Origin of the sequence: Luethyella okanaganae (assembly GCF_042660285.1) — a bacterium.
GTDB lineage: Bacteria > Actinomycetota > Actinomycetes > Actinomycetales > Microbacteriaceae > Luethyella > Luethyella okanaganae.
This window is the reverse complement of record NZ_JBHSTP010000001.1, coordinates 1,513,262-1,528,872: the sequence shown is the minus strand read 5'-3', so window position 1 is coordinate 1,528,872 and position 15,611 is coordinate 1,513,262. Positions and strand designations below refer to the sequence as shown.

The window sequence follows — 15,611 nt, the reverse complement described above, 5'->3', positions numbered from 1 at the left end:
CATGTCCAGCCGAATCCCTTCGCACCGCCGTCGACGGCCGCTCTTCGCGGTCGTCGCGGTGGGTGCGATCGCACTGGCCGCACTTCCGGTGGCAGCAACCTGGGCGGCGTTCACCGACGGTGTCACCGCATCCAGCAGCCAAAGCGGTGCGGTCGACGTGGCACAGGACGCCGTCGGTGCGCAGCAGTACGCTGATCGCACCACGCCGCGGATCGTCGCAGGCGGAACCCCGGGCAGTGTCGCGCCGATCGCGTACCTCTCTACAGCACCGTCGAGTGACCCAGGCGTCGCTACAGCCGCGTTCGCGGTCGATGTCTATCTCACCTCGTCATCCAGGGATGTGGCGCTCAGCGCCACGTTCTACGACCCTTCCGGCTCGGCGGCAGCGTTCGGCTGGCTGGTGTTCGGTGTCTATGTCGGTGACAAGAGTGTGCTGCCCGGTGGGGTCCCGCTCAGTGCGGAGGGCATCGCGGCGCTCGGCGGCGGAACGGGGGTAGCGCTGCCGGTCCCGGCGGTTGACGAGGCCGTGACGGTCACCGTCAAGGCCTGGCTCGCGCCCGGCGCTCCGCCCGCCGCCTTCGGTGTCTCGGTCGAGCCGGGTGTAGCCGTGACCGCCGAGACCGTCGGCGGGCGCACGGTCACCGCAAAGGAGACCATCGGATGAACCGTTCCCACCTGTCTCGCTTGGCGGGTTTGGTTGCCGCCGTGATCGGTGCGTCGATCGCGATCACCGCGATCGTACCCGCGAGCGCGGTCACGTCGAACGAGTCGCGTGTGCAACTGCGCGTCCCGGCACCGGGTCATTCCGTGTCATGGGAGGTGACGAGCCCCGCAGACACCCACGCCCGGCGCATTGTCCTCTCGCTCGCCGATTCCTCCGGAGCGGCTCTCCAAGGTGCGGACTCCCTGCGCTTCATACTGCGGGATTCCCATGGCATCACGTTCTTCAACGGCGGAACGGTTGAGCAACTCCGCGCCGAGCGTTTCGATCTCGGCGAATTTTCCGCCGGCGAAGAACTGCGCGTCGAGGCACGAGCCGTCCTCCCCGAAACCGCCGGCAACGAATACCGCACGGCGCAGGCGAGTCTGGCTTTCCGCGTCGACGCGGAGCAGAATGAACAAGGCGGCATCCTCGCCTTCACGGGCCTCGACGTCTCCGGAATGCTCGCGCTCGCCCTGAGCTTCATCGTCGGCGCGATCCTGCTCCTGCTCGTAGGACGTCGACGGAACATCGAGAAAGAGGGTGAGCACAATGCGGCATCGTAAACCTCCCCGCCCTCGTCGGCGCTTCTCTCGCGCCGTCACCCTGACCGCGCTCGTCGCCATCTGCACGGGCGTCCTGGTTGCGACGGCCGTTACGAGCTGGGCCATGTTCACAGACAGCGCCAGGGTCGACACCACCTTTGCCGGCGCGTTCACCGTTGGCCTGCGCGACTCCACGAACACCGTGCGCCAGGCGAGTGACAAGACCGTGCGCTACACCTTCACAGACACGGGAGACCTGGTGCCCGGGAACACCGTCGTGCTCACACTCGCCCCGTTCAACGACTCGCGTGCGACAAAGGGGCAACTCGGGCTCACGCTCTCGGGAGCCGGGTCGCTCGCCCCCTACCTTCGCTACAGCGTGGCGATGGACGATCGTGGGACGGTCACGAAGCTTCTGGGGGATCCGGACGACCCGAGCAAGGGCATCTCATCGCCTGCTGGCGGCCTCAGCGCAGACCTCGGCGCGGTGGATGCCGCGGGGAAGGTGCTGAAGAATGGCGATGCCTGGCCGTCCTCTGCCGATGCCAGCCTCCGCACTCTGACGATCTCGGTCCACCTCGCCGACGACGCGGCGCTCCGTGGCCTGTCGTCCGGCACGGCGGCCGTCACCATCCACATCACCGGAAAGAGCGTCAGCCAATGACGAGACACAGCGACCACCGTGCCCTTCTCGCACTCGTCGGCGCCGTGGCCGCCTGCGCCATCGGGGCCGCAACCGTGCTCACCGCCGCAGGTTTCATGGACTCGACCTTCGCCGGGGCGAAACTCTCGACCGAGACCGCCTCGCTGACCATCGCGCCCGTGCCCTACGATCAGACGTTCGGTTCGGTCCTCTACCTGAACGAGGCAGGCGAGGTATACCTCGGCGGAAATCGGGCCGCGGGCGACGGCGCCGGCTCGATCGCCACTGCCGCAAGCGCTGCTCCGACGAAAGTGGCCTTCCCTTCGGATGTGCGCATCGTCAACGCGATCGGCAGCACCAACGATTTCGACCGCAACAGCCGCACCTTCACCTCGTACATGGCATTGGACAGTCACGGGAAGGTGTGGACCTGGGGCAAGCCGTGGAACACCACGGACTACCTTGGGCGCGGTAAGGTCAGCGACCAGCAGGCGGCGACGCCCGGCGTGGTCTCCCAAACTCAGGACGGCGGCGCTCTTCCAGCGATCGTCAGCATCCGGCGAATCGAGAATCAGTTCATCGCTCTCGACAATGACGGCACGATGTGGGCGTGGGGTCTGGGCAACGAGAACCTGCCCATCGTCGGCCCTGACAAGAAGAGCTACGCCTACCCGATCAAAGCGAACTCCACGACGGCGAAACACGGATACAACGTTCGGTGCGATTCCGGTCCAGACGCGTTGGGCACCGTGAAATGGCGCTCGATCTGGAGCGGTACCAATGTCGACGGCGCCGTCGCCCAGAACGGCTTGATCTACACCTGGGGCCTGGACAACGCCGATGCTCTCACCGGCGCAGGATCGAACGACACCTGCCCGACGATCAGCGAGGGCCTGAACCGGGCCTTGTTCCAGAAGTACCCGACCCTCTACCTGACCGCGTCGAGCGCGAGCTATGACGAGCAGGTGCTGACCACGGAGGAGGCGCGGCATCAGAGATACCTCGACATCGTCACGGCGATGAAGGATAAGACTCTAAAGGCTTGTGCTGGAGTGAGCACCGGCATCGTCATCGACGATTCGGGATGTCCGGTCCGCCAGCTCGTGTTCTCGGCGCGACAGGCCAGCATGCTCACGAGCGATCAAGAGCTATACACCGTTCACCTCCTGTCCGGGTGGTCCATCAATGAGCTCCTCCCGATGCTGGGCCGCCCCGCGGACACCGACGCTCGGAACATCGCGAACTATGCCTTCGCCCCGAGAAAGGTCGTCTTTGACAGCAGTGCGAAGGTGCGCAGCATAGGGGCGGGGATCGGCCATTTCACTGTGATACTGACGGATGGCAGTGTGTGGGGCTGGGGTATCAACACGCGGTGTCAAGCGCTGGGTGTGCATACCGGAGTGAAGTCCGGAGAATCGTGTTCTACGTGGCAAGACGACATCGTGAAGACGCCGACGCGCATCGACGGCCTGTCCGGTCTCGAAGCAGCCTCCCTCTCATCTGCCGCGTGCTCCACCTGGGTCACAAGCACGACAGGGGCCGTCTACGCCTGGGGCGGTGGGACCCTCAGCGGACGCGACTTCTGGCGCTGCGACGACAACGGCGCGCTCGGCTACAAGATCTACGACTACTCGACAACGGCGCCGAATTCGCCGTTCTCGAACCCGGTGGCCGACGTGTCCACAAAAACACGCAAGATCTTCTCAGGAGGAAAATAAGATGACCATCGGCCTTCCCGCTGAACCGGGCACACGCCGTGAGGCGGTCTCACGCCCACGTTTCTCTCTCCTCCGCATGCTTCGTTCCGGGATCCTGTGGCTCGCCGCCGCACTCGGCATCGCCAGTATCGTGTTGTTCGCGATCTGCATGATCTTCCAGCTGCGTCCGCAGATCGTCGTCTCAGGGTCCATGGAGCCGACCATTCCGGTCGGGTCGATGATCCTCGCCACGGAGGTCTCCGCGGCCGAGATCGCTCCCGGTGACGTCGTCACCGTGGATCGCCCGGGAGGCCGGGGACTGGTCAGTCACCGTGTCGTGTCGATCGAGTCTCAGAACGGCGGGTACAGCATCGTCCTCAAGGGGGATGCGAACGAGACCGCCGACCCAGAGCCCTATCTTGTCTCGACGGTCGGGAAGCTTGTGGTGTCTCTTCCGGTCGTCGGATATGTCGCAGCGGCGCTCAAGACTCCGATCGGGATCGGATCTGTCGTCGCTCTCCTCATACTCGTCTTCGTCCTCGGTTTCGTGGGGCGATCAGGAGCCGGGTCGTCGCGCAGGGGCCGCACCGCGAACTGACACGCGTGTCGCGACGGCCAGGTTCAACACCGATGACAGCTGTGGCCCCGCTCACCTGTGACGAGGTTTGCGCACCGGCCGATCGCCGCCATCGTCGTGCCGAGCCGAACGAGGTGCCCCGCCACGGTCGGGGCGGAGCTCGATGAGCCGGCCGCCGATGCGAGTGTTCTCCAGCCTGGCGAGCACCTCGCTCGAGAGATCCGCTGGCAGATCGACGAGCGAGAAGTCCGGGCGAATCTGAATGGCTCCGAAGTCTTCTCGACTCAGGCCGCCCTCGTTGGCGAGAGCTCCGACGATCTGTCGCGGCTCCACCTTTTGACGCTTGCCGACCGCGATGCGGTAGGTCGCGAGGGGTGCTCGGTTGGTGCGCGGACGTCGCTCGGGGCGCTCGCCCCTCTGGGCGCGGTCGCCGCGCTCTCCCCGATCGTCGCGCCCGTAGCGGTCTCCTCGGCTCGACCGGTCACCTCTATCGCTCCGGTCATCGCGCTCGAAACGCCTCTCCCGCGCTTCCTCGGGCGAGAGCAGCAGCGGGGTCTCTCCCTGTGCGACCACCGCAAGGGCCGCGGCCACATCGGCTTCCGGCACGTCATGGTGTTCGACGAAGTGCGCGATGATGTCGCGGAACTGGTTGATGCGATCGGTCTGGTCGAGAGCCGCCGTGATCGCATCGTCGAAGCGGGAGAGGCGCGTGGCATTCACATCCTCGGCGCTCGGGAGCTGCATCTGCGTCAGCGGTTGACGGGTGGCCTTCTCGATGGCTTTCAGGAGATGCCGTTCTCGAGGCGTGACGAAGCTGATCGCGTCGCCGGTGCGTCCGGCACGTCCGGTACGGCCGATTCGATGAACATACGATTCGGTGTCGATGGGAAGATCGTAGTTGAAGACGTGACTGATGCGCTCGACATCGAGACCTCTCGCCGCGACATCCGTCGCCACCAGGATATCGAGCTTGCCCGCCTTGAGCTGGTTGACGGTCCGTTCGCGCTGCACCTGGGCCACGTCGCCGTTGATCGCCATCGCAGAGTAGCCGCGCGCTCGCAGCTTCTCTGCGAGCGTCTCCGTCTCGTTCTTGGTGCGCACGAAGACGATCATTCCCTCGAAGTTCTCTACTTCGAGGATGCGGGTGAGAGCGTCGACCTTCTGCGGATACGAGACCGTCAGATAGCGCTGCGTGATGGTGGCCGATGTCGTGGTCTTGCTCGTGATCGTGATCTCTTCCGGATCATGCAGGTATTTCGCCGAGATCCGCCGGATCTGAGCGGGCATGGTGGCGGAGAACAGCGCGACCTGCTTGTCATCCGGGGTGTCGGCGAGAATCGTCTCGACATCCTCCGCGAAGCCCATTTTGAGCATCTCATCGGCCTCGTCGAGCACGAGGTATTTGAGCTCGGACAGATCGAGCGTGCCCTTGTCGAGATGATCCATGATGCGACCCGGCGTGCCGACGACGATGTGCACACCGCGCCGCAACGCGGAGAGCTGAACGCCGTAGCCTTGGCCGCCGTAGACGGGCAAGATGTGCACGCCGCGCAGGTGGGCGGCATATTTCTCGAACGCCTCGCAGACCTGCAACGCGAGTTCCCGTGTCGGCGCGAGAACGAGCGCCTGTGGGGCCTTCTGCGACAGGTCGAGGCGCGAGAGGATCGGCAACGCGAACGCGGCCGTCTTTCCGGTGCCGGTCTGGGCGAGACCGACAACATCGCGGCCGGCGAGAAGCGGAGGGATGGTCGCGGCCTGGATCGCCGACGGGGTCTCGTAGCCGACATCTTTGAGCACTCTGAGCACCGCGTCGTCGAGTCCGAGCTCGGAGAAGGTCAACGCAGTGCGGGCAGCGCCCGGCTCGCTCTCAGAAGACGTCATGCTACCAACGGTAGTACTTGTGGCGACCGCGCAGATGCGACGGGGAACGAATTCGGCAGGAGCGGTCTCCCTCTGCGGTTCCACGGCTACACGCTGTACCTGGGATTTAATTAGGATAGGCTTACCTACATTAACTTTGCTTTGTGTAACGTCTCCGCACGCCGTGGGGAGCATCGATGGAGGGAAACCCGTGCCAGATATTCTCACGGCCGCCACTGCCGATCAGTACGCGACGACGCTCAGCAGCGTCGTGACCCGACTCGCAGAGCGGATCGCCACCACGACCCAACCCTGTTCCGGCGCCTCGCGGGTCGAACTCCAGGCGCTCGTGGACTCCACCGATCTCGACGGGCCTGGCCTTGGAACCCATCTCGCCCTCCACGAGATCGACAAGATCTTCGTCGACCACGCGGTCTGGTTCCACCACCCGGCTTACCTTGCGCACCTGAACTGTCCCGTCGCGATTCCCGCTGTCGCCGCGGAAGCCGTGGTCGCCGCCGTCAACGCGTCACTCGACACCTACGACCAGTCGACTGTCGGAACGCTTATGGAGCGCCGCCTCATCGAGTGGACCGCCGGGCGCATCGGGTTCCAAGACGGCGACGGCGTCTTCACCTCGGGCGGCACGCTCTCGAACCTGCAGGCGCTCCTGCTCGCCAGGGAGGCCGCGACCTCGGCCGCGCACGACGAACTCGGGCTCTCTCGTTCCGAGGCGCTCGCCCGGCTCTCCGTCGTCGCCACCACGGCCAGCCACTTCAGCGTGCAGAAGTCCGCATTGCTGCTCGGGCTCTCCGTCGACGCAGTCGAGCTCGTGCCGACGGATGAGCGCGGGCGGATGCATCCGCCCGCGCTCGAGGCGACCCTGCGTGCGCTCGCCGCCGCGGGGCGCATCCCGATGTGCGTCGTCGCGACGGCGGGTACGACCGATCGCGGCTGTATCGACCCGCTCTCACGTATCGCCGAGGAGTGCGATCGCGCCGGTGTCTGGCTGCACGTCGACGCCGCCTATGGCTGCGGACTCCTCGTCTCTCCGACGCGGCGCGAACTGCTGGCCGGCATCGAACGGGCGCGCTCGGTGACCGTAGACTTTCACAAGAGCTTCTTCCAGCCCGTTTCGTCGAGTGCGCTCGTCGTGCGCGATCGGCGCGATCTCGCCGTCGTCGCCTGGCACGCCGACTACCTGAACCCGCTTGAGAACGAAGAGCCCAACCAGGTCGACAAGTCGTTGCAGACCACGCGTCGATTCGACGCGCTGAAACTCTGGGCGACGATCCGTGCGATGGGCGTGCGTGGTCTCGGCGAGCAGTTCGACCGGGTTCTCGACCTCGCTGCCGTGGTGCATGCCACCCTCGCGGAGGCCGACGACATAGAGCTCGTCGCCGAAACGGAGCTCAGCACCGTGCTGTTCCGCTATCGACCGGAGGGGATGGCCGACGAGGAGGCCGACCGGCTCGTGCCGCTCATCCGCCGTGTGCTGTTCGAGTCGGGGCGCGCCCAGGTCGCCAAGACCATGATCGACGGGCGGCCATGCCTGAAGCTCACGCTCCTGAACCCCGAGACGAAGGTGAGTGACGTGCTCGACGTTGTCGGGCTCGTGCGTGCAGCCGGCGACGGTCTGCGCGACGGCGAGCGCCTCACCGATCTCGAGGAGGTCACCCTGTGAGCGCGACATCCGGCCGTGTTCACGACCTCGTTGGGGTCGGCATCGGTCCATTCAACCTCGGTCTCGCCTGCCTCGCGGATCCGCTTGACCTCGATGCGGTGTTCCTCGACTCGGCCGACGCGTTCCGTTGGCACCAAGGCATGATGATCGAGGGGGCGACGATCCAGGTGCCGTTTCTCGCCGATCTCGTCACGATGGCCGATCCGACCTCGCCGTTCTCGTTCCTGAACTACCTGAAGGAGTGTGGTCGTCTCTACCCGTTCTACATCCGCGAGAGCTTCTATCCGCTCCGAGCCGAGTACGATGCCTACTGCCGATGGGCGAGTGAACGGCTCGATACGCTGCGGTGGGGACGGCGGGTCACGGGCATCGTCTACGAGGCGTACGACGACTGTTACCTCGTGCACGCCGTCGACGTAGACGACGGCAGTGTAGAGGTCTACCGTGCGCGCCACATCGTGCTCGGCACCGGGACGGAGCCGAGCGTCCCGCCACCTCTGGCAGGCTTGCCGGGACCGATCGTGCACAGCGCCGACTATCTGCACCGCCGCAGTGAGATCGTCGGAGCCGAGTCGATCGCCCTCATCGGCAGCGGGCAGTCCGCTGCGGAGATCTATCGCGACCTGCTCGAATCCGTCGACGAGCACGAGTATCGCCTCGACTGGATCACGCGGTCACCACGATTCTTCCCGATGGAGTACGCGAAGCTCACGCTCGAGATGACCTCGCCAGAGTACACAGACCACTTCCACGGCCTCCCGCTCGCACTGCGCGAGCGACTCGGCCGCGATCAGCGTGGGCTCTACAAGGGCATCAGCGGCGACCTCATCGATGAGATCTACGACACGCTGTATCGCAAGAGCGCGGCACGGCCGGTCTCTACCACCTTGTTGACCGACACCGAACTCGTCGCAGCCGAATGGCGGGCGGACGTCTCGGAGTTCGCTCTACGGCTCCGTCACGCCCAGCTCGGCGAGGAGTATGACTGGGGCGCCGAGGTCGTCGTCCTCGCAACCGGCTACACGCCGCGCGTGCCGGTATTCCTCGATCCCGTGCGGGATCGCGTCGACTGGGATCCACTCGGCCGCCTCGCCGTGGCCCGCGACTACTCCATCGACGGGGGACGGATGTTCGTGCAGAACGCCGAGGAGCACACGCACGGCCTGACCGCGCCCGATCTCGGGTTCGGAGCCTGGCGCAACTCGAGCATCCTCGCCTCGATCGTGGGGACGGAGGTGTATCCGATCGAACGGCGGATCGCATTTCAGCAGTTCGGGGTTCCGCAGGGCGCCCGTGAGGTGGTGAGGGCCCGATGAGCGTGCTCGCCACCGCCACCGTCTATCGTCTGGACACCGGTGCTGGGCGGTTCTCGATCGAACCCGTCGACCCCGATCACGATGCCGAGCTCGTGCAGGAGTGGCTCTCCGACGCCCGGTCGGCGTTCTGGCAGATGGGCGGGTTCTCGGTTGCGGACGTGCGCGACTACCTCCGAGGTGTGGCCGACGACCCCCATCAGGCCGCCTGGCTCGGCCGCCGCGACGGCGAACCGACATTCCTCGTCGAGACATACGACCCGGCACGGGTTCTTCTCGTCGACGTGCACGACGCAAGATCAGGCGATGTCGGCATGCACCTGCTCGTCGCACCGCCTCGCGGTGAGCGGGTGCATGGCCTGACCTCGGCGGTGATGGCGACCGTCGTTCGCTTTGTGTTCGACGGGCTGGGCGCCAAGCGAATCGTCGTCGAACCAGATGTGCGCAACGAGGCGGTCGCCCGGAAAAACGCCGAGGTCGGTTTCCGTGTGCTCCGCAAGATCGAACTGGGGGGCAAACAAGCGAGCCTCGCGGTGCTCGATCACAGAGCGTTCGACGGCTCGGCCGTCGGTGCCGTCATGGATATGGTCTCCCTGCATGGGAGTCCGGAGCCGGGGTCGCATCTTCGCCCGGAGCCGATGGCGATGGCGCAGCGGCATCTTGTCGCCAAGGCGATCGCCGAGTTCACCCACGAACGCCTGCTCGCGCCCGTCGTCGACGGCGACGGCTACCGTGTCGACACCGTCGGATCGAGCTACCGCTTCTCCGCGAGCCGACATGCCCTCGAGCATTGGGCCATCGACGAGACCTCGCTGACTCGAAACATCGACGACCGGGCTGCCGAGCCCGACGCGCAGGTGCTCATCATGGAACTGCAGGCCGAGCTGGGCATTCCCGACGCTCTGGTGGCCGTCTATCTGGAAGAGATCGCGTCGACTCTGGCGAGCGGCGCATTCAAGGCCGCCCGCGGGGGACCGTCGGCGACCGAGCTTGCGCGTTCTGACTTCCAGACGATCGAGGCCGGGATGACCGAGGGCCACCCGGGCTTCGTCGCCAACAATGGTCGCATCGGGTTCGGGCTCGACGAGTTTGCGGCCTACGCACCCGAGAGCGGCGCTTCCATTCGGCTGGTATGGCTCGGAGTGCGCCGAAGGCTCAGCCACCTGTCGCTCAGCACCGGGCTCTCCGAGAACGAGCTGTATACAGCCGAACTCGACCCGGAACTGCTCGGCGCGTTCGCTGATCGGTTGCGAGGGCTCGGCCTCGACCCCGAGGACTATCGGTACCTGCCGGTGCATCCCTGGCAGTGGCAGCACCGCATCGCCATCACCTTCGCCGTGGATGTCGCGCGGCACGACCTCGTGTACCTCGGCGAGGGTCCCGACGACTACCGGGCGCAGCAGTCCATTCGCACGTTCTTCAACCACACGCGTCCCGACCGTTCCTACGTGAAGACAGCGCTCGCAATCCAGAACATGGGGTTCCTCCGCGGGCTCTCGCCCTCGTACATGCGGGCGACGCCTGCCATCAACGACTGGGTCGCAAACCTCGTCGCCTCCGACGACACTCTCCGCGCGGCCCGATTCGAGGTGCTGCGCGAGCACGCGGCGATCGGGTACACGGGCGACGTCTACCACCGGGTGCCGTCATCGGCGCACCGCAAGATGGTGGCGGCGCTCTGGCGTGAGAGCCCCGTTCCGAGGCTTCAGGCCGGTGAGCGACTCGCCACGATGGCGGTGCTGCTCCATCGCGACGCCGACGGGGCTTCGGTTGCGACGGCGCTCGTGCGCTCGTCCGGGATTCCCGCGGAAGACTGGGTGCGCGCCTACCTCGAGGCCTACCTCCGTCCTGTCGTGCACTGCCTGCTCGCGCATGACCTCGCCTTCATGCCGCACGGCGAGAACGTGATCCTCGTGCTCGACGAGGACGTCCCTCGCAGGGTGTTCATGAAGGACATCGGAGAGGAGGTCGCGCTGCTCGCGGATCGTGCGTTGCCCGAGGCGGTGGCGCGCATCTGCCAGCCGGTCGACGATCGCGAGAAGGCCCTCGCGGTGTTCACCGACGTGTTCGACGGGGTGCTGCGTCACCTGGGTGCGATCCTCGACGGCGACGGAACCCTCCGCGAGGAGACGTTTTGGCGTCTCGTGGGGAACTGCGTCGAGCGGCATGCCGCCGAGCACCCTGACCTCGAATCGGCGGTGGACCTGCGGGCCGCGCGATTCGCGCATTCCTGCCTCAACCGTCTGCAGCTGCGTAACACCCTTCAGATGGTTGACCTCGCGAACCAATCGACGTCGCTCCTGTACGCCGGCACACTGGCAAACCCGATCTCGCGCGAAGCGTTCCCGCGGCTCGACGATGTCTGAGCCGGCTCGTGTGGATCTGTTCCGGGACTCGCTCGGCGTCCCGCATCTCCGTGCCGAAGACGAACTGCGGCTCGTCGAGGCACAGGGTCGTATCACGGCGATCGACAGAGGCTGGCAGATCGAGGTCGACCGCTGGCGCGCCGAGGGGCGGCTCGCAGAGCATCTCGGCCGCGTGGGCACCGAATGGGACCGATTCGCCCGGCGCATCCGGCTCGCCGACACGGCCAAGCGTGCATACGACGCGCTCGAACCGGCCGACCGGGGATGGGTGGACGCCTATGTGCACGGGGTGAACGACGGGCTCGAGCTCGGCCGGCGCGTCCCCGAGTTCCAGGCACTCGCATCGCTGGCCGGCTCGAATCCGGTGCCGACGCCGTGGCCGGGCTGGGCGCCGCTCGGAGTCTTCCTCGTCGCGCACGTGCTCTTCTCGACCTTTCCGCATCTGCTCTGGCGTGCGCACGTCGCGCGCGCTCTGGGAGACGAGCACGTCGACCGCTTTGCGCCGGAGTCGGCCGCCGCCGCCGCCGGGGCGGGCAGCAACGCCTGGGCACTGCATGGCAGTCGCACCACGAGCGGGTCTCCGCTGCTCGCCGGCGATCCACACCGACTCATCGAACTGCCCGGTGTCTATCAGCAGGTGCGGCTCGCCTGTGACGACTTCGATGTCGTGGGCCTCGCCCTTCCCGGTGTGCCGGGCATCCCGCATTTCGGCCATGCCGGCGACGCGGCCTGGGGCATCACCAACGCCCTCGCACACAGCGCAGAAGTCTTTCAGGAGCGGCTCCGTACGGGCGACGGGGGGATCGAGGCACTCGGCCCTGAGGGGTGGGAGCCGACGAGTACGTGGATCGAATCCATCCGGGTGAGGGGTGCGGCGGACGAGACGGTGCGCGTCGTCGAGACAGAACGCGGACCTGTCGTCGTCGACGGGCCGGGCGGATGCTTCAGCCTGCGGCTGCCTGCACGGGTCGAAGCCGACCTGGGCTTCGCGGCGCTCCGTCGGCTGCTCCGGGTACGCTCGGCCGCAGACGTCGCCTCGGCCTTCCTGGGCTGGGTCGACCCGGTCAACCGCGTGCTCGCCGCTGACCGCGCCGGCGAGGTGCTGCGGTTCACCGCGGGTCGCGTTGCCGACCGTGAGCGGGCGAAGCGTCGTATGCCGTTGCCCGCATGGTCCACGGCGGCAACCCGGTGGAGGGAGCTTCCCCCGCCTGAGGTGGTGCGCTCCATGGCCGTTGACGCGAACGAGCGCCCGGATCGCCCGGATCACGACCTCGGATTCGCCTACGCCCATCCGTCTCGCGCCGATCGGATCCGGATGCTCTTGTCGGAGCGGCCCGATATGGCTGCACCCGACATGCTGCGAATCCATGCCGACACATTCGATGCGCGAGCAGGAGGACTGCTCGCGCGGCTCGACGAGGCGATCGGCGACGGGTCGTACTGCTCAGACGCGGCTGCCGCCCTCGCGACCCGGCTTCGCCGCTGGGACCGTGGCATGGACGCGGGGAGCCGGGACGCAGCGATGTTCTCGGCCTGGCGTTCCGCGCTCGTTCGGCGCCTCGCGGCTCATCCGGCGTTGACCGCATTGTATGCCCCGCATGGCATGGGATCGATCTTCGACCCGTGGTTCTCGGTTCCGGGCCGGGTCGGGGACGTGCTCGAGTCTTTGCTGGATGCAGCCGACCTCGGGATCGACGGACCGGTCGAACTCGTCGGCGCACTCGAGGACGTCGCGGGGGCGGCATCCGATCCTGCCATCTCCTGGGGGGATATCCATCGCCTCCACACTCTCCACGCGCTCGACGACGTTCCCGGCGCCGACGCGCCGACCGTGACCGCCGTCCCACTCGGCGGTGATAGCGACTGCGTGCGCTGCACCGCTTCTGTTCCCGGCGTCGCCGATGTCGCGTTCCGCGGGTCGGTCGCTCGCTGGGTCTGGGACCTCGCGGATCGTCGCTCGAGCCGGTGGAATGTGCCATTCGGCGCATCCGGCGATCCCGGCTCCGCCCATTTCGACGACCAACTCGGCGCGTGGGCGAAGGCGCGGACCGTGCGCGTGGAGACGGACTGGGCGCAACTCGAGCGAAAGGAGTGGCCGTGCGCAGGCTGACGACCGGTGCACCCGGTGACGTGGTCCACCGGGTCCACGACAAGGTTCTCGGCGAACTCGTGTTGAGCGTGCTCGACGTGGACTCCGAGGCGGAGCTCGATACGGTCCACGACTGGGTGACGAAGCCGCGCGCCCGGTTCTGGGGACTCGGCGAGCTCTCGAAGGAAGAGCTCCGTGAGCTCTACCGCCACGTCGACTCCCTGCCGAGTCACCATGCGTTCCTGCTCCGTCGAGACGGGCACCCGATCGCGCTCGTGCAGAGCTACGAACCCGAGTACGATCCCGTGGGCGAGCTCTATGAGGTACACGACGGCGACGTCGGCGTGCACTTCTTTCTCGGTGATCGTGGCGCGCCGGTCGCTGGCCTCACTGCTCGGGTCGTGCGTCTCATCGGTGACTTCGTGTTCGCCCAGCCGGGCGCTCAACGCATCGTGGTCGAGCCCGACATCGACAACGACGAGGCGATCGCGTTGATGACCCGCATCGGGTTCACACTCGGTCCGATCATCGATCTCGGGCATAAGCGGGCCCGCCTCGCGTTCGTCGACCGCCCCGGTGGTGATGCTGCGGCGGGAGAGTGGTCGTAGGGATCTGCTCCGCGGAGCGAGAGCTCGCTGGGGTATGCATCGGCACAGTGTCGCTGCTCATGTCGAGGGGAATCGTCGGCGTGGAAAGCCACTGAGCGGGCAAATCATCCGCCTGGATTCGGATGATATCCCCAGCAAAAGACGGTGACCTACTCAGAAAGCCTTAGCATACTGGCACCTTCCGCCCGCGAGGTCCCCCGCCCGTGGGTATGTCGAACAAGAATCGCTTGAGCAAGCATGTCTGAGCGATTCACCCGGTGAAAGTCATGCATGACCCATTAAATCCCCCTGCCCCCATGTCCACAAGCACCACCCAAGCGGTCCGTAGCGATGCGGCCGGTACCGATACCGGCAACACCCGCGTTCAAAACACTCGACGTCGTCGAAATCGCAAGCGACTTTTCGTGGCGAGTGCCATCGCCGCCGCCGGAACCCTTGTCGGAACCGGTTTCGTCCTTCAATCGACGGCCGCCGCGAACGAGCGCGTCGCAGCGACCACGGCCCTCGCCCGAAGCACCGGCCCGCAGACCGAGCAGCTGGATGTCTACGACGGCATCGTCGGCGCCCACGCCGTCCGCGCGGCGAAGACCACCATCGACGGCGCCAACGTCGTCGTAACGGCGGCGCAGGGCAAGGCGGATGCCACGGCGCTCACGGCGTCCGTCTCCGCTCTCGGTCACTACACGCTGCTCGCGCCCGACCGTGTCTTCGAACTCGTCGACAAGACCCAGGTCCAGGCCCAGGTCGTGCAGGCCGCGACGGCCGAGACCGACAGAATCGCCGCCGAGCAGGCGGCCGCGGCTGCGGAGGCTGCTGCGGCAGCCGAGGCAGCGGCAGCCAAGGCAGCGGCAACCAAGGCAGCCCAGGCGGCAACCTCGCCGAAGCCTGGGTCGCCGTCTGGATCGCGTCCGTCCGCGCCATCCGACCCGAGCGGAGCCCAGGCGACCGCCCGCGACATCATGTCCTCGCAGTACGGCTGGGGAGAAGACCAGTTCGGTTGCCTCGTCGCTCTCTGGAACCGGGAGTCTGGCTGGAACGTGAACGCCAACAATGCGTCGAGCGGCGCCTACGGAATCCCGCAGGCCCTTCCGGGCAGCAAGATGGGCTCTGCCGGCTCGGACTGGCAGACCAATCCGGCGACCCAGATCCGCTGGGGGCTCGGCTACATCTCCGGCCGCTACGGCAGCCCCTGCGGCGCCTGGGGGGCGTCTGAGTCGCAGGGCTGGTACTGAACCAGCATCACCTCACGATCGACGGGGGTGGCCGGGGCATCGCGCTCCGCCGCCCCCGTCGTCTCTTCGAGGGGTGTCTCGCCCACAGAGCCGCCCTCTGCGCAGGGTGGCATCGGACACATGCGACGCCGTGTGCGGTTCGTCTCCGCCGTCGGCGAGAGTTGTCGTCATCGGATGTTCCTTTCCACGGTGCGTCACGACGCAGGGCCTCGCAGACGCCGTATGGGAGCTCGTCGCCGTTCGCGGAGGCCACGAGCTCTCATGATGGCGCGGAGCGGCATTCCGATGCCCTTCGCC

12 protein-coding genes are annotated in these 15,611 nt (G+C 66.7%); 11 read left to right on the top strand and 1 reads right to left on the bottom strand.

The features are described from left to right. Position 1: 1 nt before the first annotated feature. Genes ACFQB0_RS07205 through ACFQB0_RS07185 form a run of 5 tightly spaced genes read left to right on the top strand, consistent with a single transcriptional unit; the run spans position 2 to position 4,183 of the window. Entirely contained in the window at positions 2–664 is a 663-nt protein-coding gene (locus ACFQB0_RS07205) for a hypothetical protein (protein ID WP_386729345.1), read from the top strand. Then, positions 661–1,266: a hypothetical protein gene (locus ACFQB0_RS07200; RefSeq protein WP_386729343.1), complete on the top strand. Its 606-nt coding sequence runs from the start codon at positions 661–663 to the stop codon at positions 1,264–1,266. Before ACFQB0_RS07205 ends, ACFQB0_RS07200 begins: the two co-directional genes overlap by 4 nt. Continuing rightward, the gene (locus ACFQB0_RS07195; protein WP_386729340.1) at positions 1,253–1,909 is read left to right on the top strand and encodes a hypothetical protein; all 657 of its coding nucleotides are present in this window, start codon (positions 1,253–1,255) and stop codon (positions 1,907–1,909) included. Before ACFQB0_RS07200 ends, ACFQB0_RS07195 begins: the two co-directional genes overlap by 14 nt. Next, complete coding sequence (locus ACFQB0_RS07190; protein ID WP_386729337.1) at positions 1,906–3,606, top strand: hypothetical protein; 1,701 nt, start codon at positions 1,906–1,908, stop codon at positions 3,604–3,606. The genes ACFQB0_RS07195 and ACFQB0_RS07190 overlap by 4 nt, the downstream gene beginning before the upstream one ends. Before the next feature lies 1 nt (position 3,607). Next, a complete protein-coding gene (locus tag ACFQB0_RS07185; RefSeq protein WP_386729335.1) occupies positions 3,608–4,183 on the top strand; it encodes a signal peptidase I in 576 nt (191 codons plus the stop codon). 51 nt (positions 4,184–4,234) lie between these two features. Here the strand turns inward: ACFQB0_RS07185 and ACFQB0_RS07180 are convergent, their stop codons facing one another. Continuing rightward, positions 4,235–6,043 carry a DEAD/DEAH box helicase gene (locus tag ACFQB0_RS07180; protein WP_386729332.1) on the bottom strand — a complete coding sequence of 603 codons (1,809 nt, stop codon included), beginning with the start codon at positions 6,041–6,043 and terminating at the stop codon, positions 4,235–4,237. A gap of 190 nt (positions 6,044–6,233) precedes the next feature. On the opposite strand from ACFQB0_RS07180, the gene ACFQB0_RS07175 reads away from it, so the two are divergent. From ACFQB0_RS07175 to ACFQB0_RS07150, 6 genes are all read left to right on the top strand, one after another. After that, positions 6,234–7,706 (top strand): pyridoxal phosphate-dependent decarboxylase family protein, encoded by a 1,473-nt coding sequence (locus ACFQB0_RS07175; RefSeq protein ID WP_386729330.1) that lies wholly within the window; start codon positions 6,234–6,236, stop codon positions 7,704–7,706. Next, complete coding sequence (locus tag ACFQB0_RS07170) at positions 7,703–9,022, top strand: lysine N(6)-hydroxylase/L-ornithine N(5)-oxygenase family protein (protein WP_386729329.1); 1,320 nt, start codon at positions 7,703–7,705, stop codon at positions 9,020–9,022. Before ACFQB0_RS07175 ends, ACFQB0_RS07170 begins: the two co-directional genes overlap by 4 nt. Further along, entirely contained in the window at positions 9,019–11,385 is a 2,367-nt protein-coding gene (locus tag ACFQB0_RS07165; RefSeq protein WP_386729326.1) for a GNAT family N-acetyltransferase, read from the top strand. Before ACFQB0_RS07170 ends, ACFQB0_RS07165 begins: the two co-directional genes overlap by 4 nt. Next, positions 11,378–13,495 (top strand): penicillin acylase family protein, encoded by a 2,118-nt coding sequence (locus tag ACFQB0_RS07160; protein WP_386729324.1) that lies wholly within the window; start codon positions 11,378–11,380, stop codon positions 13,493–13,495. Before ACFQB0_RS07165 ends, ACFQB0_RS07160 begins: the two co-directional genes overlap by 8 nt. Then, positions 13,483–14,082 carry a GNAT family N-acetyltransferase gene (locus ACFQB0_RS07155; RefSeq protein ID WP_386729323.1) on the top strand — a complete coding sequence of 200 codons (600 nt, stop codon included), beginning with the start codon at positions 13,483–13,485 and terminating at the stop codon, positions 14,080–14,082. The genes ACFQB0_RS07160 and ACFQB0_RS07155 overlap by 13 nt, the downstream gene beginning before the upstream one ends. Positions 14,083–14,486: 404 nt before the next feature. Further along, a complete protein-coding gene (locus ACFQB0_RS07150; RefSeq protein WP_386729322.1) occupies positions 14,487–15,314 on the top strand; it encodes an aggregation-promoting factor C-terminal-like domain-containing protein in 828 nt (275 codons plus the stop codon). The last annotated feature ends 297 nt before the right edge of the window (positions 15,315–15,611 follow it).

Bases quoted from the DNA above. Each gene is read 5' to 3' on its own strand.
- ACFQB0_RS07200 (WP_386729343.1), top strand. From the start codon at position 661: ATGAACCGTTCCCACCTGTCTCGCTTGGCGGGTTTGGTTGCCGCCGTG.
- ACFQB0_RS07185 (WP_386729335.1), top strand. From the start codon at position 3,608: ATGACCATCGGCCTTCCCGCTGAACCGGGCACACGCCGTGAGGCGGTC.
- ACFQB0_RS07160 (WP_386729324.1), top strand. From the start codon at position 11,378: ATGTCTGAGCCGGCTCGTGTGGATCTGTTCCGGGACTCGCTCGGCGTC.
- ACFQB0_RS07180 (WP_386729332.1), bottom strand. From the start codon at position 6,043: ATGACGTCTTCTGAGAGCGAGCCGGGCGCTGCCCGCACTGCGTTGACC.
- ACFQB0_RS07190 (WP_386729337.1), top strand. From the start codon at position 1,906: ATGACGAGACACAGCGACCACCGTGCCCTTCTCGCACTCGTCGGCGCC.
- ACFQB0_RS07195 (WP_386729340.1), top strand. From the start codon at position 1,253: ATGCGGCATCGTAAACCTCCCCGCCCTCGTCGGCGCTTCTCTCGCGCC.
- ACFQB0_RS07205 (WP_386729345.1), top strand. From the start codon at position 2: ATGTCCAGCCGAATCCCTTCGCACCGCCGTCGACGGCCGCTCTTCGCG.
- ACFQB0_RS07165 (WP_386729326.1), top strand. From the start codon at position 9,019: ATGAGCGTGCTCGCCACCGCCACCGTCTATCGTCTGGACACCGGTGCT.